Raw genomic sequence first — 25,461 nt, 5'->3', positions numbered from 1 at the left:
CCTCCCTCATGCCGCCCTCCCCACCCGCGCCCAATCCAGCCGCCGGGTCAGCACCATGAACACCCCCAGCAAGCCAAAGCACAGCAGCGATCCCATCAGCAATGCATAGTCTTCGGCACTCAGCAGCCCATAGAGCAGCGCATACAGCGCCGCCAGCCCCGCCGCAAAACCCACACCTCGCCCCCGGCTGTGCAAAACATGGCTCAGGTAGAAGCCGATCAGCAGCACACAGCCCGAAGCCGACAGCCCATACGCCAAACCAAAGCCAATGTGCTCGGACAACGACAACAGCAGCAGATAGAAGAACGCCAGCGCCACGCCCACCAGGATGTACTGCACCGGGTGCACACTAAGGTTCTTCATTACCTCGAACAGGAAAAAGCCGGCAAACGTCAGGGCAATGAACAGCAACGCGTATTTGATCGCCCGCTCGCTTTTCAGGTACTGGTCCACCGGGTCGACAAAACTCACGCCAAAGCTGCGCTCACTCAAGTCCCCACACTGCCCGGCGGTAGCGCACTGGCGGATGGCGTCCTCAAGGTTGGTAGCAAAGAACGAGGTTTGCCAGTGGGCACGGAAGCCCTGGGCATCGATCTCGCGTCGGTTGGGCAAGTAGCTGCCGACGAAGCTTGGGTGCGGCCAGTTGGCGCGCATGTCCACGCTGCTGGTACGGCCCACAGGTACCACGTGCAACTGGCCGGTACCTTGCAGCGCCAGGTCAAAGCCATAGCTGAACGCTCGCGCCTGTAACCCGTCCAGCCCCGGCAGGCTGGCGTGCACGCCGCCGCGCATCCAGTCGAGCTGGGTGCCGGCCTCGAACGGTACTTTTTGCTCGTCCATATTCAGTTCAAGGCCATTCTCGATGCCGCGGATATCACTGATGCCCACGACCAGAAACGGCTTGTCGAAGCGGTAGTCGTCGAAATCCTTGTCGATGCCCCAGCGCTCCGGGAGCTTGAAGCGGCCGCTGATACGTCCCTTGGCGTGGAACAGCCGCGCCTGGTAGATGCCCCGGGCGCGTAGTTCGGTGTCAACGCCCAGGTCAGCATCGAAGGTTTCCGGCAGAAAGTACAGGTGGCCGGCGATGGTGCTGGTCTCCTGGGTGCGCTGGCCGTCCTTTTCGATCCAGCGTCGCTGGTACTTGCGGTATGGCACCACCAGCAGTGGGCCGCTGAGCTGCTGGTCGAAGCTGGCGCTCTGGGCAATATCGCGCAGCACGTTGTCGCGCAGGGCCTGGCGCTCGTCGATCAGGCCGTTGATCAGCAGTAAAGGGATGAGCAGCAGCAACATCAGCAGGGCGATCATGCCGAGCTTGAAACCGATGGTCTTGTTCATGGGGCCTCCTGTGGCAGTGGGCGCAGTGTCTGCGCCTTGCGTGGAGGCTTTGTGGAGAGCGTGTGTGATTTAAGTGTATTTGGGGCTGGTGTGCAGCCCCGGCTGTCTCAGCTGATGCGCCGTACCGGCAGCCACAACCGCACCCGCACCCCACCATCGACGTTGTCCACTGCCAATGCCCCACCATGCAGTTGCATCACCTCGGCCACGAAGTTCAAACCCAGCCCGGTGCTCTTGCGCCCGCTCCCAGGCCGCGGCAGCGAGTAGAACCGCTCGCTGACCCGCCCGATGGCATAGGCCGGTATCGCTTGCCCCTGGTTGAACAAACTCAACGCGACGCGTTCGCCATCGCGCTCCAGGTCGAACAGCAGCGTGCCCCCTTCCGGGGTGAAGTCCAATGCGTTATCGAGCAGGTTGGCCAACGCTTGGCGCATCAGAAACGGATCGCAAAGCAAACGCAAAGTGGCAGGCACCCGCTGACGGAGCTGCAATCTGGCACCTTCGATACGCGCCGCATGGGCCAGCAGCAACTCATCGACCAACGCCGCCAGCGCCACCTGCTGCTCGTCCTCCAGGGCCTGCATCTGCTCGACCCTGGCCAGGTTGAGCAACCGCTCGATCATCTGCTGCAAACGCTCGCTCTCGCGTTCGATATTGCCGGCAAAGCGCGCCCGCTGATCAATGGGCATATCCTCGCCTTGCAACAGCTCGGAAGCACCACGGATGGCCGCAAGCGGGCTTTTCAGCTCGTGAGTCAGGGTGTGTACATAGCGCTCGACATAGGCCTTGCCTTCCAGCTGGGTGCGCATGCGCTCCACTGCCTGTGCCAGGTTCGCCAGCTCGCCGCCCTTGTAATGCGGAAGCTCCGCACGCTCACCTTCGCTGACCGCCTGCGCATAACCCGCCAACTTGCGCAGCGAGCGCGAAAGCCACCACGACAGCGCCGCGCCGATCAGCAAGCCCAAGCCGATCAGCCCAAGCCCCAGAGTGAGCAAGCGCCGCTCGGAGCGGTCGATGTAGGGTTGCAATGAGCTATTGGGCTTGGCGACAGTGACGACGCCGATAATCTTGCCGTCGTCGATGATCGGCGCGCCAACGTGCATCACCGAGGTGCTTTCATCGTTGGGGTCACTGCGGGTGGAGCGGGCGCCATACTGGCCTCGCAGGGTCAGCAGCACGTCATTCCACTGCGAGTAATCCTTGCCCAGGGCCTCGCCACTGGAATCCAGCAACACGATGCCCTTGGCGTCAGTGACATAGATGCGGTGGCTCACCTGGTTCTTGGCCAGGCCCCAGATCCGCGCCCCCGGGCTGCGCAAACCGTAGGCCTTGAGCACCTCGGGCAGGCGGCCCTGGTTCAGGGTGCCGGCCTTGACCTCATCCCGGAGGATTTCTGCCAGCAGGTTGGCGGTGTCTACCAGCGTTTCTTCGGAGGATTGGCGCACCACCGGGCGAATCTGTTCGCGTACGGTATTGAGCAAAAAGTAACCGGCCAACCCGACGAACAGGAAGTACACCATGAAGATGCGAATGCCCAAGCGCATCAGGCGTGGTCCGGGCTGTAGCTGTAACCGAGACCGCGATGGGTCTGGATCGGCTCGGCATCACCCGCAACCTGGCGCAGTTTGGCGCGCAGGCTCTTGATATGGCTGTCGATGGTGCGCTCGTAGCCCACGTCGGAGGCCACGCCCAAAGCGTCGAGCAGTTGTTCGCGGCTGAACACCCGCTGCGGTTGTTCGAGCAGGCATTGCAGCAAGCGAAACTCATGCCGGGTGAGCGTGAGCGGCTGGCTGCGGTAGGTGATCTGCATGCGCAGGGTGTCAAGCTGGAACAAGGTGGTTTCGCCGACAACCTCGGCTCTCGGGGCCATGCGTTTGAGGATCGCCCGAACGCGCGCTGCCACTTCACGAGGGCTGAAAGGTTTTACTACGTAGTCGTCGGCACCGATTTCCAGGCCTACTACGCGGTCGATTTCACCGTCCCGCGCGCTGAGAAACATCACCGGCACGTCGGTGAACCGGCGCAGTTGGCGACAGGTTTCGAAGCCACTGATGTCGGGCAGGCCAATGTCGAGGATGATCAGGTCGGCCGGGCGCTGGCGCTGCTGCTCGAGGGCGGCGCTGCCCAGGGTTACCCATTCGGTGCTGTGGCCGTCCGCCTGCAGGGCGTAGACCAGGGTGTCGGCGATGGCGGCTTCGTCTTCGACGATGAGGATATGAGGCATGGCGTCCGGCCTTGCGGTTTTGAAGGTTGGCACAGCTCAGTGTAGGAGCGGGCTTGCCCGCGAACACCGGCAAAGCCGGTGCCTGACACTACATTATGTGCGTTCGCGGGCAAGCCCGCTCCTACATTGTATGGCGGACGCTTCAGATCAACAGTCTGGTTTGCCAGCGGTGAACTTCTTCGCCGGGTTGACCGCCGCCTTGAACTCACGCAGCGCCTTGGAGCCCACCAGCAATGGGTAGTTGAAGCTGCTGCGGTCCACCAGGTTCACCTCCACGGTACGCTTCACGTCACCCAGGCACAGCTCCAGGTCAACCACTGGCCGCTTGGAAATTTCCGGGGCATCGCCCTCTTCCTCTTCATCGGCCCGGCCCTTGATCTTGCTGATGCGCGAGACCTTGTGCTCGTAAACCTTGCCGTCCGAGTCCTTGGTCGCCAGGCGGAAGCGCACCCACTCGTCGCCATCGCGGGTGAACAACTCGATGTCCTTGGCCGACAACGACGCGGTAAAGGCACCGGTGTCCATCTTGGCTTTAAGGGTTTCGCCCAGTTCAGGCAGGGCAATATTCTCGTAACGGCCGTAGATAGTGGGTTCGGCGGCCATCACCGGCAGCGCCAACAGCGACAACATGGCTAAAAGAGATTTCACAAGCAGGCTTCCTTGAGAGGGTCAGTGCTTAGACTGCACTGGGCAGATAGGTTCGCTGTCACAAGCCTAACCAACATAATGTGAAACATTTGTCCCCGCCGTCGGGCATTGGACATTTGGCGTAGACCTGGGCGCTGCTTATCATTGCGCCCTGCCAACTTCCCACAACAAGAGTTTCCTTATGCGTCGCCTGTTTACCGGCATTCTTACGACCACCCTGCTGCTGCTCAACACCGTGGTGTTGATCTGCCCGCTGCTGGTCTTCGCCCTGCTCAAGCTGGTGCTGCCAGGCCGTGGGCGTGACTATGCCTCGTGGGCAGTGATGTGGGTAGCCGAAACCTGGTCGGAAATCGACAAAGCCATCTTCGCCCTGTGCATCCCGACCCAGTGGGACATCCGCGGTGTGGAAAACCTGCGCAAGGACACCTCGTACCTGGCCGTGAGCAACCACCAGACCTGGGTCGACATCCCGGCGCTGATCGAAAGCCTCAACCGCCGGACACCGTTCTTCAAGTTCTTCCTGAAAAAGGAGCTGATCTGGGTGCCATTGCTTGGCCTGGCCTGGTGGGGGCTGGATTACCCGTTCATGAAGCGCTACAGCAAGGCGTTTCTGGAAAAGCACCCGGAGCTCAAGGGCAAGGACCTGGAAATCACCAAGGCGGCTTGCGAGCTGTTCAAGCGCCAGCCGGTGACCGTGGTCAACTACCTGGAGGGCACGCGGTTTACTGAAGCCAAGCGCCAGCAACAGCAGTCGCCATATCGCTATCTGCTCAAGCCAAAGGCCGGTGGTGTGGCGTTTGTCCTCGCGGCATTGGGCGAGCAGCTGGATGCCCTGCTGGACGTGACCATCGTGTACCCCGGCAACAAGGCGCCAGGGTTCTGGGCGTTGCTCAATGGCAGCATTAGCCGGGTGATTATCGACATTCAGGTGCGGGAGCTGGACCCGGCGTTGTGGGCGGGGGATTACGAGAATGATCCTGAGTTTCGCCAGATGGTGCAGGCCTGGGTCAACCAGTTGTGGGTGGAGAAAGACCAGCGGATCGAGCAGCTGCGGTCGGAGATGGGCTGAGAGATCTCCAACCCCTGAATCCCATTAGAATCCAGGCTAATAATCAGCATAAGGATTACTTTTTTGTTTTCTGCTGCCTAACTGGATAAAAATCGACCAAAGCACAACTACAAAAATGCCTGGATCGATCAATGGCCAACCCAACCAGCTCAAACCCCGCCCAGCTTCGCCGTGTCCTCGGCCTGCCAGCCTTGGTGTTTTTCGGCCTGGTGTACATGGTCCCGCTGACCATTTTCACCACCTACGGCATCGTCACCGAACTTACCGGAGGCCGCACCGCCGGGGCCTACCTGGTCACCCTGGTGGCGATGCTGTTCACCGCTGCGTCCTACAGCTTCATGGTCAAGCGCTTCCCGGTCGCGGGCTCGGCTTATTCCTACACCAACATGGCCTTCGGCCCCAATGTCGGCTTCCTGGCCGGCTGGTCGCTGTTACTGGATTACCTGTTCCTGCCGATGATCAACTACCTGCTGATCGGCCTGTTTCTCAACATTGCGTTCCCCGCAGTGCCTGCGTGGGCCTTCGTGCTCGCATGCATCGCTTTGGTAACAGTGCTGAACGTGGTCGGCATAAACTCGGTGGCCAAGACCAGCAATCTGATCGTCGGCGCGCAGATCGTGTTCATTGGCGTATTTGTCGCGCTGTCCTGCCAGACATTGGCTGGCCAGCCGCTCGACCTGCTGTCGCCGCTAATCGGCGACGGCAGCAAATCTGGCTTTGGCCACCTGATGGCTGGCGCAGCGGTGTTGTGCTTGTCGTTCCTGGGCTTCGATGCCGTATCGACCCTGGCCGAAGAATGCCGCGACGCACGCCGCGACGTGCCACGGGCGATCATCCTCACCACCCTGTTCGCCGGGTTGCTGTTCACCGTGCTGGCTTACGTCAGCCAGCTGGTGCTGCCGGGCAGCAGCTTCGCCAATGCCGACGCAGCGGCCAATGAAGTGATGTTCAAGGCTGGCGGGCAGTTCCTCACCAACTTCTTCACCGCTGCTTATGTTGCGGGCAGCCTGGGTTCGGCGCTGGCCTCGCAGGCCGCGGTGTCGCGCATCCTGTTCACCATGGGGCGGGATAACGTGCTGCCACGGCGCAGCTTGGGTTACCTGTCGCCGCGCTTTGGTACGCCAGTGTTCGCCATTGCGCTGGTGTCGGCGTTCTCGCTACTGGCGCTGGTAATCGACCTGTCTACCCTGGCCTCGCTGATCAGCTTCGGGGCGCTGGTGGCGTTTTCGGCGGTGAACCTGGCGGTGGTGAAAACGCACCTGATGGATGATGCCTCGCAGCGCAATTTCAAATGCCTGCTGAGCTATGGTCTGGTGCCGCTGGTGGGGTTGGGGCTGACCTTGTGGTTATGGACCAGCCTCTCGGCACTGACATTGGTGATTGGCCTGTGCTGGTTTGCCCTGGGCCTTGCATACCTGGCAGTTCTGACAGCAGGCTTCCGCCGCCCCGTCCGCCTGGTGGATTTCACCGAAGCTGCCTGACCAGATGCAATTGCGCTTTGCGGGAGCGGCCCTCTCGCGGCACAAGGCCGCTCCCACAGGACTCAGCTCATGGCTTGAGGCTTTGGGCGCCGTCCGTGGATACCGACGCTGGAATCCTCAGACCGAAGGCTGGGCCAATGGCGCTGGGGTAGTCCAAAGGCTCCCGAGATTCTGCAGCAACGACCCGGCAATCCCTTGCTGCCCCAGGTACTGCAGCAACAATGGCGCAAACTGCCCGATCATCCCGATATCCATCCCCAACGCCTTGAAGGCATTGTCCAGATCGCTGCGGTTTTCCACATTGCCACCCAGCGCATTGCTCAGCGCCGACTCGCTCTCGCTGTTCTTGCCGAGCAAATCCCCCAAGCCACTCAAGCCACCCAGGGCATTGGCTCCGGCCAGCAGGTCCAGCCCTGGCACCGCCTTGGTCAGTTGCCCATAGTCATCGCTGCTAAGGTTGTTGCGCGCCAGCCCCAGCATGGCTCCTGCTCCGCCTACCGCCTGTTCAGGGGTAATGTTCAGCTGGCTGCCCAAGGTGTTGAGCAAATTGGCCTGCGCTTCGGGTGCCTGTACCTGGCCTTGTTTTGGGTTCTGCATGGCCGAGACGGCGTTGGCGGCATCGCTGAGGTTGAAGGCGAACACCGGGCTTGCGGCCAGGGTCATCAGGGTTGCCAGGGTGAGTGCTTTCATCAGAGGGACCTCATCGACCGGAATGGCCTGGGAAACGAGGCGTTCGACTGAATATTTCAAGATTTGTTCCAAACCATATATCGGGCTGCCTGGCCGCTCGCAAACTATTCCACCTAGCATTTTTGCTAGTTGTGCATGTGATCCTGAGCGGCAGACACTGACACCCATCCTAACCGTGGTCCGGCAGGTCAATCATATTGAATGGGATAGGCCAATGAGTATTCAGCAGCATTTCTATCAGGGCAACAATCTACATAGTATCAAGTCGAGCACGCAGACTAACTTACTGTTCCGTCATCAGGACAGGCCACTCGCGGAACGGCGCGGGACAAGCCAAGCGAGTTTACTTGGCTCCGACCCTGCTCGATCGGTACTGATGAGCCATAACCCATCCTCACTCACACCTTTTTCTTATACCCCGTACGGGCACCTGCCTGACGGGATTGAAGCAACGTCGTCGCTGGGCTTCAATGGTGAACACAGAGATCCGCTCGGCTTGTACCTGTTGGGCAACGGGTATCGCGCTTATAACCCGGTACTTATGCGCTTCCATTCACCGGATTCCATGAGCCCGTTTGGGAAGGGTGGGCTAAATGCCTATGCCTATTGCAAGGGAGACCCGATAAACTATAGAGATCCTACGGGTCATTTCATGGCACTTTTTGGCGCCGTTATATTGCTTGTTATCATAATTGTAGTCGCCCTCGTAATTGGCTTTACACAATTGAACAAGATTCGACCTGAGAACAGGAGTGCAAGATCGGCCAGGCATGAATCTTCAAGAGTCAGGGGTTAGGCTTGCCAAGATGAGCGGGCCGGTTTGCGAGCCTCCCCACAATAACTCGCTCTCGTCCCAAGGGATTTGTCGCCTGTGAGATTGCGCGGCACTACAGCCCGCAAGAGCCATGAAAAAGCCCCTCGATATGAGGGGCTTTTCATGACATCACAGCATCACGCCGCGCCCCACATCTTGTGCGGGTCGATCACGAATTTCTTCGGCACCCCGGCATCGAACTCGCCATACCCTTCCGGCGCCTGATCCAGGTTGATCACCTGCACACCCACCACTTCAGCAATGTTGATGCGGTCCCACATGATCGCCTGCATCAGCTGGCGGTTATATTTCATGGTCGGGGTCTGGCCGGTGTGGAAGCTGTGCGATTTCGCCCAGCCCAGGCCGAAGCGGATGCTCAGTGCCCCGATCTTGGCAGCGGCATCGACCGCGCCTGGGTCCTCGGTCACGTACAGGCCCGGGATACCGATGTTGCCGGCTACGCGGGTCACTTGCATCAGCGAGTTCAGCACGGTGGCCGGGGCCTCGTGCTTGGCACCTTCGTGGCCATGGCCACGGGCCTCGAAGCCGACGGCGTCGACGGCGCAGTCCACTTCCGGCTCGCCGAGGATGTCGACGATCTGCTCGTGCAGCGGGGTGTCCTTGGACAGGTCGACCACTTCGAAGCCCTGCGACTTGGCATGGGCCAGGCGAGCTGGGTTCAGGTCACCGACGATCACGCAGGCGGCGCCCAGCAGGCGCGCCGAGGCAGCGGCGGCCAGGCCGACCGGGCCGGCACCGGCAACGTAGACAGTGCTGCCTGGGCCTACGCCAGCGGTTACGGCGCCGTGGTAGCCGGTGGGCAGGATGTCGGACAGGCAGGTCAGGTCACGGATCTTTTCCATGGCCTTGTCGCGCTCAGGCAGCTTCAGCAGGTTGAAGTCGGCGTACGGCACCAGCACGTATTCGGCTTGGCCACCGGTCCAGTCGCCCATGTCGACGTAGCCGTAGGCACCGCCAGCGCGGGCCGGGTTGACGGTGAGGCAGACACCGGTGTGCATCTCTTTGCACGAGCGGCAGCGGCCGCAGGCGACGTTGAAGGGTACCGAGACCAGGTCGCCGATCTGCATGCGCTCGACGTCGCTACCTTTCTCGACGATTTCACCGGTAATTTCGTGGCCCAGGACCAGGCCGACCTGGGCGGTGGTGCGACCGCGGACCATGTGCTGGTCGGAGCCGCAGATGTTGGTGGAGACCACCTTCAGGATGACGCCGTGTTCGATTTTCTTGCCGCGCGGGTCCTGCATTTTCGGGTAGTCGATCTTCTGTACTTCGACCTTGCCAGCGCCGAGATACACCACTCCACGATTGCCAGACATGCTCTTACCTCGCTTGATTTATATTTATGCAGCGGTGGTTGAACGCGCCGCCATCCGTGGGCGGCATGTGTTTCTGGAATGAGGGAATTGTGGGCCGGATGGCCAGATGTGCGCTGACTGGGAGCGACAGGGAGATGCCTTTTAGCGGCAGGTACAAAGGTGTGAGGCCATTCGCGGGACAAGCCCGCGAATCGGCCCATACAGGATGTCAGAGAACGACAGTCCGGTTGGCGTTGAGGAACACCCGCCGCTCGATGTGATAACCCACAGCCCGCGCCAGGGTCAGGCATTCGATATCGCGCCCTTTGGCAATCAGGTCTTCCGGGTAATGGCTGTGGTCCACCACCTCGACGCCCTGGGCAATGATCGGCCCTTCGTCGAGGTCGTTATTGATGTAATGCGCCGTGGCGCCCACCATCTTCACGCCCTTGTTGTATGCCTGGTGGTAAGGTTTGGCGCCCTTGAACCCTGGCAACAGCGAGTGGTGGATGTTGATCGCCCAGCCATCCAGGCGCCGGCACAGCTCTGGCGACAGCACCTGCATGTAGCGCGCCAGGATTACCAGCTCCGCGCCGGTTTCCTCGATCACCTTCAGCACCTTGCGTTCTTGCCCAGGCTTGTCATTGGGGTCGAGCGCAAAGTGGTAATAAGGGATCTTGTGCCACTGCGCCAGCGGTTCGAGATCAGGGTGGTTGGACACCACCGCGACCACGTCCATGCCCAGCTGCCCAATACGCTGGCGATACAGCAGGTCATTCAGGCAATGGTCGGCCTTGGACACCATGATCACCACCTTGGGGCGGTGGTTGGGCGCGGTCAGCTCGAAAGCCATGTCGAACGCATCGCTACGCTCGGCAAGGCCAGCACGAAAGCCAGCCTCGTCAAAATCGTCCGGCTGGCGGAACTCGACGCGAATGAAGAAGCGTCCCGACTGCCGGTCATCGAAGGAGTGGTGCTCCGTCACGTAGCAGCGCTGCTCGAAGAGGTAACGCGTCACCACGTCGACGGTGCCGAGCATGCTCGGGCAGTCGGCGGTGAGAATCCAGGTATCCGGTGCCCGACTCATGTTCTTGCTCCTTAGGCTTCGATGCTCAGGCCGTATTCGGCAGAAGCGTCCTGCAGCCACAGCCACCAGTAATCGGCGAAGCTGCGGCGAATCACCAGCTCCCAGGTGTCTTCAGCAGTGCGGCGGATCACCAGTTGCGACTTGGCGAACACGGTGCCCACGGCCTTGCCCACCGGGAAGTTGTTCGGGTGAACATCATAGCTGGTGGACTTCATCAGCACTTCGCGCACGTTCGGGCCACGCAGCTCCAGCAGGCTTTGCCCGCCACTGACATTGACTACCTGGATGTGCTGGCCTTCGAGGGCCGCGCGCAGCTTTTGCTCGACCGCCAGTTCCTGGCCGCCTGGGACGATCAGCAGCCATTCATCGGGGCCTACCCATTGCAGCGAGGTTTCACCATTGGCAACCACGGTCAGGGCTACCGGCAGCTCCAGGCCCAGGGCCTTGTGCACGCCAGCGGCGAATTCCGGGTTGTGGCCATCACCACGGATGGTCAGGTGACCGAGAAACTTCTTCTCACGCAGGGTTACACCTGCGTTCTTGCGGCCTTTGCCAACCAGGCTGGCCAGGTCGGCATGGTGCAGTGGCGACTGGGCCTTGGCCTCGGCGCCGGGGTTTTGCTGGAAGACGTTGATAGCGCTCATTTCTTACCTGCCTTGAATTCTGGATTCGACCACGGTGCCTGCGGGAGACGGCCATCCTGTGGGAGCGGGCATGCCCGCGAATGCGATGTTGAATTCACCGCCCTCTTCGCGGGCACGCCCGCTCCCACAGAGACCTCATTCCACGCCTGGCACCGGTTGGACCGGGGGCCTTAGACGTTCTGCCGCTCACCCTTCGGATCGAAGAACACCGAAGACACGATCTCCGCCTCGATCACGCTGCCATCCGCCTGCGGCGAGTAGACACGCTCGCCCATGCGCTTGAGGCCGCCCTTGACCACGCCCATGGCGAACGAGTAGCCCAGGGAGTTGGACGCGTAGCTGGAGGTGACGTGGCCGACCATGTCCATCGGGATCGGTTGTTTCGGGTCGAACACCAGTTGGGCGCCTTCCGGCAGCCACTTGGTCGGGTCGACCGGCTTCAGGCCCACCAGCTGCTTGCGGTTCTCACGTACGCAATCTTCGCGGTTCATGCCACGCAGGCCGATCCACGAGAACGGCTTGTTGCGGCCAACGCACCAGCTCATGTTCAGGTCGTCCGGGTTCATCGAACCATCGGTGTCCTGGCCCACGATGATGAAGCCCTTCTCTGCACGCAGTACGTGCATGGTCTCGGTACCGTACGGGGTCAGGTTGTACTTCTTGCCAGCCTCGATGATCTGCTCCAGCACGCCCATCGCGTAGTTGGCCTGCACGTTCACTTCGTACGACAGCTCGCCGGTGAACGAGATACGGAACACGCGGGCCGGCACGCCACCGACGTTGCCTTCCTTCCAGGTCATGAACGGGAACGCTTCCTTGTCCATGTCGATGTCGGTCAGCTCGCTCAGCAGCTTGCGGCTGTTAGGACCGGACAGGGTCATGGTGGCCCAGTGGTCGGTGACCGAGGTGAAGTACACCTTCAGCTCCGGCCATTCGGTCTGGTGGTACAGCTCCATCCACTGCAGCACGCGGGCGGCACCGCCGGTGGTGGTGGTCATGATGAAGTGGTTGTCACCGACGCAGGCGGTCACGCCGTCGTCGAAGACCATGCCGTCTTCCTTGCACATCAGGCCGTAGCGGGCCTTGCCCACGTCGAGCTTGGTCCAGGCGTTGGTGTAGATGCGGTTGAGGAACTCACGCGCGTCCGGGCCCTGGATGTCGATCTTGCCCAGGGTCGAGGCGTCCAGCAGGCCCACGCTGTCGCGCACAGCCTTGCATTCACGGGCCACGGCGGCATGGATGTCTTCATCGGCTTTGGGGAAGTACCAAGGGCGCTTCCACTGGCCGACGTCTTCGAACTCGGCGCCGTTCTTCACATGCCAGGCATGCAGGGCGGTGAAGCGGACGGGCTCGAACAGGTGGCCACAATGACGGCCCGCTACTGCACCGAAGGTAACCGGCGTGTAGTTGGGGCGGAACATGGTGGTGCCCATTTCCGGGATAGTGATGCCGATCGAGCGAGCGGCGATGGCCAGGCCGTTGATGTTGCCCAGCTTGCCCTGGTCGGTACCGAAGCCCAGCGCGGTGTAGCGCTTTACGTGCTCTACCGACTCGAAGCCTTCACGGGTGGCCAGCTCGATACCGGCGGCGGTCACGTCGTTCTGCTGGTCGACGAACTGCTTCGGCCCCTTGGTGCCTTTGTCGTGCGGCACCTGGAACAATGCCACGGTGGCCTCTTCCTTGCGCGCCACGGTTTTTGGCAGGGTGCCGACAGCGGCTTTGAAGCCCGCCTCGGTGGCTGCGCGAACGCCGCCTTCGAAACCGTCGGCAATCACATCACCCAGGGCATAAACGCCGTTGATGCCACCCACGCACTCGCGTTTTTGCGGGGCATCGCCTGGCACGAAGCCGAGGATGTCGTCACGCCATACCGGGCGACCGCCCAGGTGCGAAGCCAAGTGCACGATCGGGCTGTAGCCACCGGAGGTTGCGATCAGGTCGCACTCGAGGGTTTCGCCTGGGCTGGTGACTTTGTGCGCCTGCACATCGATGGCCGCCACGCGGGCGCCGGTGACGTGCTTGCTGCCTTTGGCCTCGATCACGGCGCTGGAGGTGAGGATACGAATGCCTTTGGCACGCGCTTCTTCAACCAGTGAGCCACGTGGGTTATGGCGGGCATCGGCGATGGCGACCACTTGCAGGCCAGCGTCGTGCCAGTCCAGCGCAGCGCGGTAGGCGTGGTCGTTGTTGGTCGACAGCACCAGCTTGCGGCCCGGGGCCACGCCGTAACGGCGCACGTAGGTGGACACGGCACCGGCCAGCATGTTGCCCGGCACGTCGTTGTTGCCGTATACCAGCGGGCGCTCGTGGGCGCCGGCAGCCAGGACCACGCGCTTGGCGCGAACACGGTGCACGCGGTGGCGAACCTGGCCGATCGGGGCGCGGTCGCCAAGGTGGTCGGTGAGGCGCTCGTGAATGGTCAGGAAGTTATGGTCGTGGTAGCCGTTGACCGTGGCGCGTGGCAGCAGGGTCACTTCCGGCAGGCCTTCCAGCTCTTTGACCACGGCGCTTACCCAATCAGCGGCAGGCTTGCCGTCGAGGGTTTCGCGGGTGTCGAGCAGGCTGCCACCGAACTCTTCCTGTTCGTCAGCCAGAATCACACGGGCACCGCTGCGCGCAGCGGCCAGTGCCGCGGCCAGGCCAGCTGGGCCAGCGCCGACGATCAGCACGTCGCAGTGCTGGTTCATGTAGTCGTAGCTGTCCGGGTCGTTCTGCAGCGGTGCGCGGCCCAGGCCGGCTGCCTTGCGGATGTACTTCTCGTAAGTCATCCAGAACGATTTCGGGTACATGAAGGTTTTGTAGTAGAAGCCTGGCGGCATCATGCTGCCACCGACCTTGCCAAGGATGCCCATGACGTCGTTGTTGACGTTCGGCCAGCCGTTGGTGCTGTTGGCTACCAGGCCTGCGTACAGTGCCTGCTGGGTAGCACGCACGTTAGGGATCTGGGTGGCTTCGCTGGAGCCGATCTGCAGAATGGCGTTCGGCTCTTCGGTACCGGCGGCGATGATGCCGCGTGGGCGCGAGTACTTGAAGCTACGGCCGACGATGTCGACGCCGTTGGCCAGCAACGCGGCGGCCAGGCTGTCACCGGCATAACCCTGGTAGGTCTTGCCGTTGAAGGTGAAGTTCAGGACCTTGCTGCGGTCGATACGGCCGCCGCTGGCGAGGCGATAGGTCTGGCTCATACTTTTTCCCCTTGGCCTTTGACAGCGGACGGTGCGCTGGCAGCTTTACCGTTGGCGGTCACTTGCGGCTTTTCGCCAATCTTGTAGGTTTCCAGAATTTCATAGGTCACGGTGTCGCGGGTGACGTTGAAGTACTGGCGGCAGCCGGCAACGTGGTCCCACAGTTCGTGGTGAATACCGCGCGGGTTGTCACGGTAGAACATGTAGGTACCCCACTCCTCGTCGGAGCAGGCGGCAGGGTCCAGCGGGCGGGCGATATGCGCCTGGCCAGAGGCGTGGAACTCTTCTTCGGAGCGCAGCTCGCCGCAGTGGGGACAGAAAATATGCAACATGACGGTGTCTCCGGTTAGTGGGCGACGGCGGCGGCGCCGTGTTCGTCGATCAGTGCGCCGTTGTAGAAACGGTCCATGGAGAACGGCGCGGCCAGTGGGTGCATTTCGCCCTTGGCCAGGCTCGCGGCGAAGACGTTGCCCGAACCCGGGGTCGCCTTGAAGCCGCCAGTACCCCAACCGCAGTTGAAGAACATGTTCTTGACCGGGGTCTTGGTGATGATCGGGCAAGCGTCCGGCGAGGTATCCACAATGCCGCCCCACTGGCGGTTCATGCGCACGCGCGAGAGGTTGGGGAACATCTCGACGATGGCCTGCAGGGTGTGCTCGATCACCGGGTAGGAACCGCGCTGACCGTAGCCGACCCAACCGTCGATACCGGCACCGATCACCAGGTCGCCCTTGTCGGATTGGCTGATGTAGCCGTGTACGGCGTTGGACATGATCACGCTGTCGATGATCGGCTTGATCGGCTCGGATACCAGCGCTTGCAGCGGGTGCGATTCCAGCGGCAGGCGGAAACCGGCCAGCTTGGCCATGTGCCCGGAGTTACCCGCGGTGACCACACCGACGCGCTTGGCGCCGATGAAGCCTTTGTTGGTTTCCACGCCGATGACCGCGCCGTTTTCCTTGCGGAAGCCGATCACTTCGGTCTGCTGGATCAGGTCCACGCCCAGGGCGTCGGCAGCGCGGGCATAGCCCCAGGCCACGGCGTCGTGGCGGGCCACGCCACCACGGCGCTGAACGGTGGCGCCAAGGATCGGGTAACGGGTGTTCTTCGAGCAGTCCAGGTACGGGATTTCGGCCGCGACCTGGGCGGTGTTCAGCAGCTCGCCATCGACACCGTTGAGGCGGTTGGCGCTGACGCGGCGCTCGGAGTCACGAATGTCCTGCAAGGTGTGGCACAGGTTGTACACGCCGCGCTGGGAGAACATCACGTTGTAGTTGAGGTCCTGGGACAGGCCCTCCCACAGCTTCATGGCGTGCTCGTACAGGTGCGCCGATTCGTCCCACAGGTAGTTGGAACGCACGATGGTGGTGTTACGGGCGGTGTTGCCGCCGCCCAGGTAACCCTTCTCGATCACGGCAACGTTGGTGATGCCGTGTTCCTTGGCCAGGTAGTAGGCCGTGGCCAGGCCATGGCCGCCACCGCCGACGATGACCACGTCGTAGACCTTTTTAGGGGTCGGCGTGCGCCACATGCGCTGCCAGTTCTCGTGGTGGCTGAGGGAGTGCTTGAAAAGGCCGAAGCCCGAGTAGCGTTGCATGGTCGTTTACTCCACTCAGCGGTAAACAGGGAAATCAGCGCACAGCGCCGCGACGTTCTTGGCCACATCGGCTTCGACGTCGGCGTCACCGAGGTTGTCGAGGATGTCGCAGATCCAACCGGCCAGGGCCACGCACTGGGCGACCTTGAAGCCGCGGGTGGTAACGGCCGGGGTACCGATGCGCAGGCCCGAGGTGACGAACGGCGACTGCGGGTCGTTCGGCACTGCGTTCTTGTTGACGGTGATGTGGGCGCGGCCCAGGGCGGCGTCGGCATCTTTACCGGTAAGGCCCTGGCGAATCAGGCTGACCAGGAACAGGTGGTTGTCGGTGCCACCGGACACCACGTCGTAGCCGCGGTCGATGAACACCTGGGCCATGGCCTGGGCGTTTTCGATCACTTGTTGCTGGTAGGCCTTGAAGCCAGGCTCCAGCGCTTCCTTGAAGCACACGGCCTTGGCGGCGATCACATGCATCAGCGGGCCGCCCTGGGCGCCTGGGAATACTGCGGCGTTGAGCTTTTTCTCGATCTCTTCGTTGGATTTGGCCAGGATCAGGCCACCACGTGGACCGCGCAGGGTCTTGTGGGTGGTGGTGGTTACCACGTCGGCGAACGGGATCGGGTTCGGGTACAGGCCAGCGGCAACCAGGCCGGCGACGTGGGCCATGTCGACGAACAGCAGCGCACCGACCTTGTCGGCGATGGCGCGGAAGCGTGGGAAGTCGAGGGTCTTGGAGTAGGCCGAGAAACCGGCAACGATCATTTTTGGCTTGTGTTCGACCGCCAGGCGCTCGACTTCGTCATAGTCGATCAGGCCGGTGTTGGTGTCGATGCCGTATTGCACAGCGTTGTACAGCTTGCCAGAGGACGACACTTTGGCGCCGTGGGTCAGGTGGCCGCCGTGGGCCAGGCTCATACCAAGGATGGTGTCACCGGCCTGCAGCAGTGCCAGGTAGACGGCCCCGTTGGCCGACGAGCCGGAGTGCGGCTGGACGTTGGCGTAGTCGGCACCGAACAGCTGCTTGGCGCGCTCGATGGCCAGGGCTTCTACCTTGTCTACGTGCTCGCAGCCACCGTAGTAGCGCTTGCCCGGGTAGCCTTCGGCGTACTTGTTGGTCAGGCCGCTGCCTTGGGCCTGCATCACGCGCTTGGAGGTGTAGTTTTCCGAGGCGATCAGCTCGATGTGGTCTTCCTGGCGCTGTTCTTCGGCATTCATCGCCGCCAGCAGTGCATCATCGTAACCCTGGATCTGGTCTTGCTTGCTGAACATCGTGTATCTCCCGGCAGCGATCGTTTTTTGTCGTGGGACACTGTGGCCCTTTGTGGCGATGGTATGACTGGCGGGGTTGGGTCAGATGCCTGCGCACGCCTTGCAATGGCGCGTTTACGACATTCGCTGTTGTGCTGTTTGTGCTGGCCCTTTCGCGGGTGAACCCGCTCCCACCGGTACGGCGGCGCTCTGAAGGCTTGCGGCGCCCTGTGGGAGCGGGTTCACCCGCGAAAGGGCCAGCCCGGGCAACACAGAAATCAGCCGATGCACGGGTTGTATAGGCAAGTGCTGAATCGATGGTTTAGAGTGCTGATCTGCGTCGTTCACAGGACCGTGCCATGACAGACAAGAGCCAACAATTCGCCAGCGACAACTATTCCGGCATCTGCCCCGAAGCCTGGGCGGCGATGGAAAAAGCCAACCACGGCCACGACCGCGCCTACGGCGACGACCAGTGGACCGAGCGTGCATCGGAGTACTTCCGCAAGCTGTTCGAAACCGACTGCGAAGTGTTCTTCGCGTTCAACGGCACCGCTGCCAACTCCCTGGCCCTGGCGTCGCTGTGCCAGAGCTATCACAGCGTGATCTGCTCCGAGACCGCCCACGTCGAAACCGACGAATGCGGCGCCCCAGAGTTCTTCTCCAACGGTTCCAAGCTGCTGACCGCACCCAGCGTCAACGGCAAGTTGACGCCTGAGTCGATCCGCGAAGTGGCGCTCAAGCGCCAGGACATTCACTACCCCAAGCCACGCGTGGTCACCATCACCCAGGCAACCGAGGTCGGCACCGTCTATCGCCCTGACGAATTGAAGGCGATCAGCGCTACCTGCAAGGAGCTGGGCCTCAACCTGCACATGGACGGCGCGCGCTTCACCAATGCCTGCTCGTTCCTGGGTTGCAGCCCAGCCGAGCTGACCTGGAAGGCCGGCGTCGACGTGCTGTGCTTTGGTGGCACCAAGAACGGCATGGCGGTGGGGGAGGCTATCCTGTTCTTCAACCGCCAGCTGGCCGAAGACTTCGACTACCGCTGCAAGCAGGCCGGGCAATTGGCGTCGAAAATGCGCTTCCTGTCGGCGCCATGGGTCGGGCTGCTGGAGAATGGCGCCTGGTTGCGCCATGGCGGCCATGCCAATCATTGCGCGCAGTTGCTGGCTTCGCTGGTGAGTGACTTGCCAGGGGTGGAGCTGATGTTCCCGGTAGAGGCCAACGGGGTATTCCTGCAGATGCCGGAGCACGCCATCGAGGCCCTGCGTGGCAAGGGCTGGCGCTTCTATACCTTCATCGGCAGCGGTGGCGCGCGCTTCATGTGCTCGTGGGATACCGAAGAAGCGCGGGTGCGTGAACTGGCGGCGGATATCCGCGCGATCATTGGCGGTTGAGCGAGTACCGGGGCCGCCTCGCGGCCCCGGCGATCTAAAGCCTGAACCCACCCATCTGTCGCGCCAGGTCATCAGCCAACCCACGCAACGCCTGGCACTCCTCCCGGCACCCTTGCACCTCCGCCGCCGTCTCACGCGCCAAATCGGAAATCCCCTGCACCGTCCGGTTGATTTCCTCGGTCACCGCCGACTGCTCCTCGGTAGCCGTGGCCACCTGGTGGTTCATATCACTGATGTGCTCTACCTGGTCGGTAATCGCGCTCAGCGATGCCCCGGTGCGCTGGCTCGATTCCACGCCACTGCCGGTTGCCTGCTGCCCTGCCTGCATTGAACTCACCGCTGAACCTGCACCTAGCTTCAGGCGCTGGATCATCTGCTGCACCTCATCGGTGGACAGCTGTGTGCGCCGGGCCAGCGTACGTACTTCATCGGCCACCACAGCGAACCCGCGCCCCATCTCCCCTGCCCGCGCTGCCTCAATGGCAGCGTTCAGCGCGAGCAGGTTGGTCTGCTCGGAAATGCTGCGGATTACCGCGAGCACTTCATCGACCGAGGCGACTTCGTCGGCCAGCTGGCTGACGGCATCGGCCGCCTTGCCGATGTCGCCTGACATGCCCTCGATGCCACGAATGGATCGTTGCACCACCTCGCGGGCCTGCAACGCCTCGTCTCGTGCCGACTGCGACGCCTGCGCCGCATCGCCGGCATTGCGGGCGATGTCCTGCACGGTCAGGCCCATCTCGTGTACAGCAGTGGCGACCATCTCGGTCATCTCCTGCTGGCGCCCGGAGCGCTCGGCGGTGTTGTCCACCACCTGGGTTACCTGCTCCACGGCCCGCCGCAGCCGCTCGGAGGTACTCAACACCTCGCCGATCAGGCTGCGCTGGCTGTCCAGGAAGCGGTTGAAACCACGGGCCAGGTCACCCAGTTCATCCTGACGCGAATCGTCCAGCCGGTGGCTGAGATCACCCGCTCCACCGCCAATCTGAACCAACGCGGCGGTAACCCGGCGAATCGGCCGCACCAGGCCACGCGCCAGCAGTACCACCAACAGCAGTGACACCAACGCGACGGCGCCACCGATGAGGCTGGTCAGCCAGAGGGCCTGATGCATTTGCGCGTAAATTTCCGACTCTGGCACTTCGGCCACAAGGGTCCAGTTGAGGTCGCGTAGCGGCAGGCCCAGCGCCAGGTAGCGCTCGCCGTCACGGCTGAAGCGGCTGCTACGCAGGCTCCCGCCGCCGGCCATGACACCTTTGGCTGCGTCCGCGCCAAGCTGCTCGGCAAGCTGGCGCTTACCACTGAAGGCAGCATCGGGATGCACCTGGATCAGGCCATCGTTGCGCACCAGGAACACCTTGCCGTGCTCCCCAAAGCTGAAGTCGTGGATCAACTTCGATAACTCGGTCATGCGCAAGCCCATGCCGGCCACACCTACTAGCTTGCCTTCTTTTTCCACTCGATAGTCGATAAACAGTGCCAGTTCGCCGGTGGCTCCATCGATGTCGATGTTGATGAACCGCTCAGCGCCGCTGTCGATGTAACCGTAAAACCACTTGTCCTTGGGGTTGCTGCGGCTGAGGGTGCGGTCCAGGCCGTTCTCGTTGTAGTAGTGGCCGGTTTCAGTCGAGGCGAACAGCGCAGTAAAGGCGTGGTTGCGCTGTTTGGCGGCGTTTAGGTATTCGATGAATTGGGGTGCCTGCGCGGGATCTTCACCGGCAGCAAGCCAGTCGCGCAGCAGGGTGTTACCGGCAATGTCCGCGGCAGCGACCAGCGGTTGGCCCAGCATGCGCTCGATGTCATTGCGGATGGCTTCGATGCTGGCTGGCAGGGCAGTGTCGACCAGATAGCGGTCGGTGAGGCGATTGAGCGCCACGGTGAAGATAATGACCACCACCAGAATGCTCGCCAGCAGGGCAGCGCCCATGCTGGTGATCAATTGCCACTGGATGCTCTTGCGCCAGATGCCCATGCCCTACCCCCGCAACATTATTGTTTTGCGGGAAGTGTATACACTTGCGTATCCAGTTAATCCAGTGATCTGAAGCAATCAGATGCACCCTGTAGGAGCGGGCTTACCCGCGAATGCGATGTTGAAGCCACTGACGCTTTCGCGGGTAAACCCGCTCCTACACGGGACGGTGTGCGGTCTTATTGCTCTGCAATGGTCCGCACGATGGCATCCACCGTGGCATCGATCTGCGCTTGGGTGCGCGCCAGCGTCTGCTGATGTTCCTTCTGCAGCTCAACTTGCTTGGAGCAAAGGTTGAGGGCAGCCAGCACCAGCAACTTGTCACCGATCAAGGTCGGGTACTGGCGCTTGGTCTCGTTCAGGGCAGTGTTGAGCATCCGTACCGCCTGGGCCAGGGTTTCTTCCTGGCCTTCGGGCGCCTTGATCGAATAGTCGATGCCGAGAATCGACACGACATTGATCGGCTGCTCTTGCAGTCTCATGCGCCGACAACGCCCGCGCTGGCGCGATCAACCAAGGCCTGGATGCGCGCTGCGGTAGCGCCGTTCTTCTCTTCCTGCTCCATCAGCGAGAGCTGCAGGGTTTCGTTTTCTTCCTTGGCCTGGGCCAGTTCCTGGCCGAGGGCGGTGTTCTGCTCGGTGAGTTGAGCGTTCTTCTGCATCAGGTCGCTGACCAGTTGCTCGATTTGATTCAGGGAAGCTTCCAGCATGGGTCTATCTCAGGTTGTTGCGAGGGGCGCACACGATAAAGAAAAGTGCGGCCCATCGCCATTAAATATCGGAATCACAACGTGTCTAACCCGCAGATTGACAGAGGAACCACCCCCTTGTTCCGACCTGGGTCAACCGCCGGTCAGGAAATGGTTAGCTACCTCACAATTTTGACGGCAGGCACTCAAGACTGGTCAGTCACGACCGATAGCCCGGTAAGTCCCATTTCGTCGCACTTCACTCACGTTCTTTTCCCTGCCTGGATCCCTTCTTCCATGTCTCTACGCAACATGAATATTGCCCCGCGCGCGCTGCTCAGCTTCGCGCTAATCGGCCTGCTGATGCTCGGCCTTGGTATCTTCTCGCTGGTGCAGATGGGCAACATCCGCCAGGCCGGCGTGGTTATCGAGCAGGTCAGCGTGCCGAGTATCAAGATCCTCGACGAGCTCACCGCGCTTAACCTGCGCATGCGCACCCTCTCCTACCGCCTGCTGCTCAACCGCGAACCGGAAACCCTGCGCGACACCCTTGCCTTGCTGGACCAGCGTAACGCCCAGATCGACCGCGCACGCCAGGCCTACCTGCCGATGATCGGCGCCGCTGACGAACAGGCTGCATTCGACCAGTACGGCCAGTTGCTCAACCAGTACCGCCAGCTGGAATCGCGCATGCGCAGCCTCAGCCAGGCCGACCGTACTGCCGAATTGCGCGATCTGCTCAACCGCGACCTGCTGGCCAACTCCGAGCAGGTCAACAAGGTGATGGACACTTTGGTGCGCATCAACACCGACCAGACCCGCGCCACCAACGAAAAGGCCGCCAGCCAGTACGCGGTCGCCTTCGCCCTGGTGATCGGCCTGCTGGTCGCGGCCACCGTGCTGACTTTCCTCTGCGCGTTCCTGCTGACCCGCAGCATCGTCAAGCCCATCGAAGAAGCGCTCAAGAGTGCCGAGCAGGTCGCCGACGGTGACCTGACCCACGTCATCCGCGCCGAAGGCACTGATGAAGCGGCCCGCTTGTTGCGCGCCATGGCGCGCATGCAGGACAAGCTGCGTGACACCCTGCAACAGATCGCCGGCTCCGCCACCCAATTGGCCTCGGCGGCCGAAGAGCTGAATGCGGTCACCGACGAAAGTGCCCGCGGCCTGCAGCAACAGAACAACGAAATCGAACAAGCCGCCACGGCCGTTACGGAAATGACCAGCGCTGTGGAAGAAGTGGCGCGCAATGCCGTGAGCACTTCCGAAGCGTCCAGCGAAGCCAGCCGCTCGACCGGCGATGGTCGTGACCTGGTGATGGAAACGGTCGGCGCCATCGAGCGCATGAGCGGTGATGTGCAGGCTACGGCGAAACTGATCACCCACCTGGCCGAGCAATCGCGTGATATCGGCAAAGTGCTGGATGTGATTCGAGGGCTGGCCGACCAGACCAACCTGTTGGCGCTGAACGCTGCCATCGAAGCGGCGCGTGCCGGTGAAGCAGGCCGTGGATTTGCCGTGGTCGCCGATGAAGTGCGCGCGCTGGCCCATCGTACCCAGCAGTCGACCAGTGAAATCGAGCGGATGATCGGCAGCATCCAGGGGGGTACCGAAGAAGCGGTTGAGTCGATGCGCACCAGCACCGAACGCGCCGAATCGACGCTGAACATCGCCCGCGGTGCGGGCATGGCGCTGGACACGATTGCCGGGGCGGTAGCGCAGATCAACGAGCGTAACCTGGTGATTGCCAGCGCGGCGGAAGAGCAGGCACAGGTGGCGCGGGAAGTGGACCGCAACCTGGTGAACATCAATGACCTGTCGGTGCAGAGCGCTACCGGGGCGCACCAGACCAGCGCGGCGAGCGCGGAGTTGTCGCGGCTCGCCGTGGACCTGAATGGCCTGGTGGCACGTTTCCGTACCTGACAATGTTGGGGCCGCGGTGCGGCCCATTCGCGGGTCAAGCCCGCTCCCACAGGTTCTGCGCTGGTTTGCCCCGTGAAGAGGCCAGCATTGATACCCAACATCCAGCAACCATTCACCACCTCAGGCTACTGACATCTCACCTAGTGTTATCCCAGATCTCACTCCAGGGACATCACATGGACCGTGCTCAATCCCATCTGCTGCGCCGCGGCCGTTTTTCTCAGCCCGGCGGGCTTTATCTGCTGACCACGGTCACTCATGAACGCCAGCAGATCTTCACCCAATTCAACTACGCCCGTGGCGTGATCCTGCAATTGAGACAGGCGGAGCTCGATGGGCTTTGCCGATCATTGGCCTGGGTGGTTATGCCTGACCATGTTGATTGGCTCGTCGAATTACGAAGTGGCACGTTGTGCTGCTTGATGCGCAGGTTCAAATCCCGAAGCAGTCATGCGCTTTATCGGCGGGGTATGTCACGCCAGAAAATATGGCAGCCGGGCTATCAGGACCGGGCCTTGCGCCGGGAAGAGAGTGTGCTGCAAGTGGCGAGGTACATCGTTGCCAATCCCATAAGAGCCGGGCTGACTGACCGTGCGGGCGACTACCCACATTGGGATGCTGTCTGGATCTGATGGCCCTTTCGCGGGTCAAGCCCGCTCCCACAGGTTTACCGGAGCCTTCAGACCTGTCACAACCTGTGAGAGCCGGCTTGTGCCACAAACCAGCTGAGGGCAGCCCCAGCGCTGGCCGGAAGACTGCGCTGAACCTGTGGGTGCAACTGTCTTGCTTAATTTCGAGAATCTAGCGCGATCCCTGTGGGAGCGGGCTAGTCCCGCGAATGGGCTGCAAGGCAGCCCCAGCATTACTGGATCAGTAATCGATCCGCACATCCCCTTTCGGCACACTGCAGCACGACAGGATGTAGCCCTCGGCTTCATCATCTTCGGTGATGCCGCCGTTGTGTTCCATCTCTACTTCGCCGCCCAGCTTGAGCACTTTGCACGTCCCGCAAATGCCCATACCACAGGCTTTCGGGATCATCAGGCCAACCTTGGCCGCCGCGGCATGCACGGTCTCGCCCGGGGCGATGCGGATGCTCTTCTCGCTGCCGATGAACTCCACCAGGTTGAGGTCGGAAACATCCAGCTCAGGCGCATCGGCGGCCTGCTCGGCGTGCTCCACCGCATCGGCCTTGGCCTCTGGCGGCGTAGCACCGAACGACTCCTCGTGATAATTCTTCATGTCGAAGCCGACCGCTTCAAGCATGCGCTTGACCGCCGTCATGTACGGCGTCGGGCCACAGCAGAACACAACGCGCTCCATGTAGTCAGGCGCAATCAACTCCATCAGCCGCTGGTTCAGGTAACCGCGGTAACCCGCCCACGGCTCACCCAGCCCGTGCTTCTCGCAAATGATGTGCAGGCTGAAGTTGGGGATGCGCGACGCCATCTGTTCCAGCTCGCGGTGGTAGATGATGTCTTTCGGCGAACGGGCGCTGTGGACGAACACCATGTCGACGTTGGCATTGGTGTCGTAGAACCACCGCGCCATCGACATTACCGGGGTAATACCGACGCCGCCCGACAGGTACAGCACCTTGCCAGCAGGAAAGTCGATGGCGTTGAACAGCCCCACCGGCCCGTGCACCGGCAGCTCGGCGCCTTCGTGCATGGTGTCGTGCAGGAAGTTCGACACCAAGCCACCCGGCACACGCTTGACGGTGATCGAGAAGCTGTACGGCACCGATGGCGAGCTGGAAATGGTGTATGAACGCATCACCGGCTTGCCTTCGATCTCCAGCTCCAGGGTGACGAACTGCCCTGGCTTGAAGAAGAACAAGATTGGCTGGTCGGCCATGAAGCAGAAGGTGCGCACGTCCCAGGTCTCCTGGATGACCTTGACGCAGCGCACGATGTGGCGGCCGTTGGCCCAGGTCTGGGTAGTGACCGGATTGAGGAAGGTATCGGACATGTTCATCTCCAGCAGCCGACTATCGGGCTTTATATGGCTTGGATAATGCGCAAGCTGAGAGCGACGTACATTCCTGCCAGCGACATCGGCGTGCTTATCGCGACCAGCCCCGCGATACAAGGGCTGGCGCGTCGTTATTCAAATCGGCCATGTCGTCCATGGATACGGT

General features: G+C 61.8%; 22 protein-coding genes and 2 pseudogenes. 7 read left to right on the top strand and 17 right to left on the bottom strand.

Going from position 1 to position 25,461, the window contains the following annotated elements:
* Positions 1 to 6 precede the first annotated feature (6 nt).
* The 4 genes from creD to OO258_RS11910 form a co-directional block, all read right to left on the bottom strand.
* Complete coding sequence (gene creD, locus OO258_RS11925) at positions 7 to 1,335, bottom strand: cell envelope integrity protein CreD (RefSeq protein WP_266030596.1); 1,329 nt, start codon at positions 1,333 to 1,335, stop codon at positions 7 to 9.
* Positions 1,336 to 1,442: 107 nt separating this feature from the next.
* Positions 1,443 to 2,879, bottom strand: a complete 1,437-nt coding sequence (creC, locus tag OO258_RS11920) for a two-component system sensor histidine kinase CreC (RefSeq protein WP_266030595.1) — start codon at positions 2,877 to 2,879, stop codon at positions 1,443 to 1,445.
* Complete coding sequence (gene creB, locus OO258_RS11915; protein WP_266030593.1) at positions 2,879 to 3,559, bottom strand: two-component system response regulator CreB; 681 nt, start codon at positions 3,557 to 3,559, stop codon at positions 2,879 to 2,881. Before creB ends, creC begins: the two co-directional genes overlap by 1 nt.
* A 147-nt stretch (positions 3,560 to 3,706) precedes the next feature.
* Positions 3,707 to 4,207, bottom strand: a complete 501-nt coding sequence (locus OO258_RS11910; RefSeq protein ID WP_110745917.1) for an ATP-dependent zinc protease — start codon at positions 4,205 to 4,207, stop codon at positions 3,707 to 3,709.
* Between the two features lie 181 nt (positions 4,208 to 4,388).
* Here OO258_RS11910 and OO258_RS11905 point away from each other — a divergent pair, with 181 nt between their 5' ends.
* Complete coding sequence (locus tag OO258_RS11905) at positions 4,389 to 5,276, top strand: acyltransferase (protein WP_266030592.1); 888 nt, start codon at positions 4,389 to 4,391, stop codon at positions 5,274 to 5,276.
* Positions 5,277 to 5,407: 131 nt separating this feature from the next.
* Positions 5,408 to 6,757 carry an APC family permease gene (locus tag OO258_RS11900; protein ID WP_266030590.1) on the top strand — a complete coding sequence of 450 codons (1,350 nt, stop codon included), beginning with the start codon at positions 5,408 to 5,410 and terminating at the stop codon, positions 6,755 to 6,757.
* Between the two features lie 117 nt (positions 6,758 to 6,874).
* On the opposite strand, the gene OO258_RS11895 is transcribed toward OO258_RS11900, so the two are convergent.
* Positions 6,875 to 7,447, bottom strand: a complete 573-nt coding sequence (locus tag OO258_RS11895) for a DUF2780 domain-containing protein (protein ID WP_266030589.1) — start codon at positions 7,445 to 7,447, stop codon at positions 6,875 to 6,877.
* On the opposite strand from OO258_RS11895, the gene OO258_RS27480 reads away from it, so the two are divergent.
* Positions 7,353 to 8,243, top strand: a complete 891-nt coding sequence (locus tag OO258_RS27480) for an RHS repeat-associated core domain-containing protein (protein WP_323054381.1) — start codon at positions 7,353 to 7,355, stop codon at positions 8,241 to 8,243. The two genes, OO258_RS11895 and OO258_RS27480, sit on opposite strands and share 95 nt — an antisense overlap.
* 155 nt (positions 8,244 to 8,398) lie before the next feature.
* On the opposite strand, the gene fdhA is transcribed toward OO258_RS27480, so the two are convergent.
* The 7 genes from fdhA to OO258_RS11855 all read right to left on the bottom strand — a co-directional run bounded on the left by fdhA (position 8,399) and on the right by OO258_RS11855 (position 17,359).
* A complete protein-coding gene (fdhA, locus tag OO258_RS11885) occupies positions 8,399 to 9,598 on the bottom strand; it encodes a formaldehyde dehydrogenase, glutathione-independent (protein ID WP_009683378.1) in 1,200 nt (399 codons plus the stop codon).
* Positions 9,599 to 9,806: 208 nt separating this feature from the next.
* Positions 9,807 to 10,664, bottom strand: coding sequence for a formyltetrahydrofolate deformylase (gene purU / locus OO258_RS11880; RefSeq protein ID WP_266030587.1), 858 nt, complete (start codon positions 10,662 to 10,664; stop codon positions 9,807 to 9,809).
* Positions 10,665 to 10,675: 11 nt separating this feature from the next.
* Positions 10,676 to 11,308: a sarcosine oxidase subunit gamma gene (locus tag OO258_RS11875; protein WP_110744745.1), complete on the bottom strand. Its 633-nt coding sequence runs from the start codon at positions 11,306 to 11,308 to the stop codon at positions 10,676 to 10,678.
* A gap of 170 nt (positions 11,309 to 11,478) precedes the next feature.
* A complete protein-coding gene (locus OO258_RS11870; protein ID WP_266030585.1) occupies positions 11,479 to 14,493 on the bottom strand; it encodes a sarcosine oxidase subunit alpha in 3,015 nt (1,004 codons plus the stop codon).
* Positions 14,490 to 14,825, bottom strand: a complete 336-nt coding sequence (locus tag OO258_RS11865; protein ID WP_009683373.1) for a sarcosine oxidase subunit delta — start codon at positions 14,823 to 14,825, stop codon at positions 14,490 to 14,492. Before OO258_RS11865 ends, OO258_RS11870 begins: the two co-directional genes overlap by 4 nt.
* 14 nt (positions 14,826 to 14,839) lie before the next feature.
* A complete protein-coding gene (locus OO258_RS11860) occupies positions 14,840 to 16,090 on the bottom strand; it encodes a sarcosine oxidase subunit beta family protein (protein ID WP_266030582.1) in 1,251 nt (416 codons plus the stop codon).
* 15 nt (positions 16,091 to 16,105) lie between these two features.
* Positions 16,106 to 17,359, bottom strand: coding sequence for a serine hydroxymethyltransferase (locus OO258_RS11855; protein ID WP_003255681.1), 1,254 nt, complete (start codon positions 17,357 to 17,359; stop codon positions 16,106 to 16,108).
* Positions 17,360 to 17,697: 338 nt separating this feature from the next.
* Here OO258_RS11855 and OO258_RS11850 point away from each other — a divergent pair, with 338 nt between their 5' ends.
* On the top strand, positions 17,698 to 18,738 hold the full coding sequence (locus OO258_RS11850) for a low specificity L-threonine aldolase (protein WP_266030579.1): 1,041 nt from the start codon (positions 17,698 to 17,700) through the stop codon (positions 18,736 to 18,738).
* Between the two features lie 34 nt (positions 18,739 to 18,772).
* Here OO258_RS11850 and OO258_RS27665 read toward each other — a convergent pair whose 3' ends face one another.
* From OO258_RS27665 to OO258_RS11835, 4 genes and pseudogenes are all read right to left on the bottom strand, one after another.
* A complete protein-coding gene (locus OO258_RS27665) occupies positions 18,773 to 19,501 on the bottom strand; it encodes a methyl-accepting chemotaxis protein (protein WP_407473313.1) in 729 nt (242 codons plus the stop codon).
* Positions 19,502 to 19,636: 135 nt separating this feature from the next.
* A pseudogene (mcpH, locus tag OO258_RS27660) lies at positions 19,637 to 20,665 on the bottom strand (methyl-accepting chemotaxis protein McpH); the annotation flags it as partial.
* 224 nt (positions 20,666 to 20,889) lie between these two features.
* Positions 20,890 to 21,192 carry a cell division protein ZapA gene (locus OO258_RS11840; protein ID WP_110744749.1) on the bottom strand — a complete coding sequence of 101 codons (303 nt, stop codon included), beginning with the start codon at positions 21,190 to 21,192 and terminating at the stop codon, positions 20,890 to 20,892.
* Positions 21,189 to 21,419, bottom strand: a complete 231-nt coding sequence (locus tag OO258_RS11835; protein ID WP_110744750.1) for a hypothetical protein — start codon at positions 21,417 to 21,419, stop codon at positions 21,189 to 21,191. The genes OO258_RS11840 and OO258_RS11835 overlap by 4 nt, the downstream gene beginning before the upstream one ends.
* A gap of 150 nt (positions 21,420 to 21,569) precedes the next feature.
* Here OO258_RS11835 and OO258_RS27655 point away from each other — a divergent pair.
* The 3 genes and pseudogenes from OO258_RS27655 to OO258_RS11825 form a co-directional block, all read left to right on the top strand.
* Positions 21,570 to 22,466, top strand: a pseudogene (locus OO258_RS27655) (MCP four helix bundle domain-containing protein); the annotation flags it as partial.
* Positions 22,449 to 23,321 carry a methyl-accepting chemotaxis protein gene (locus OO258_RS27650; protein ID WP_404943662.1) on the top strand — a complete coding sequence of 291 codons (873 nt, stop codon included), beginning with the start codon at positions 22,449 to 22,451 and terminating at the stop codon, positions 23,319 to 23,321. The pseudogene OO258_RS27655 and the gene OO258_RS27650, both read left to right, overlap by 18 nt.
* A 176-nt stretch (positions 23,322 to 23,497) precedes the next feature.
* Positions 23,498 to 23,953 (top strand): REP-associated tyrosine transposase, encoded by a 456-nt coding sequence (locus tag OO258_RS11825; protein ID WP_266030571.1) that lies wholly within the window; start codon positions 23,498 to 23,500, stop codon positions 23,951 to 23,953.
* Between the two features lie 238 nt (positions 23,954 to 24,191).
* Here OO258_RS11825 and gbcB read toward each other — a convergent pair whose 3' ends face one another.
* Entirely contained in the window at positions 24,192 to 25,292 is a 1,101-nt protein-coding gene (gene gbcB / locus OO258_RS11820; RefSeq protein ID WP_266030569.1) for a glycine-betaine demethylase subunit GbcB, read from the bottom strand.
* Positions 25,293 to 25,461 lie beyond the last annotated feature (169 nt).

Origin of the sequence: Pseudomonas sp. DCB_BI (assembly GCF_026240995.1) — a bacterium.
Taxonomy (GTDB): domain Bacteria; phylum Pseudomonadota; class Gammaproteobacteria; order Pseudomonadales; family Pseudomonadaceae; genus Aquipseudomonas.
The sequence above is the reverse complement of the archived record's forward strand: the minus strand, read 5'-3'. Positions and strand labels throughout refer to the sequence as shown.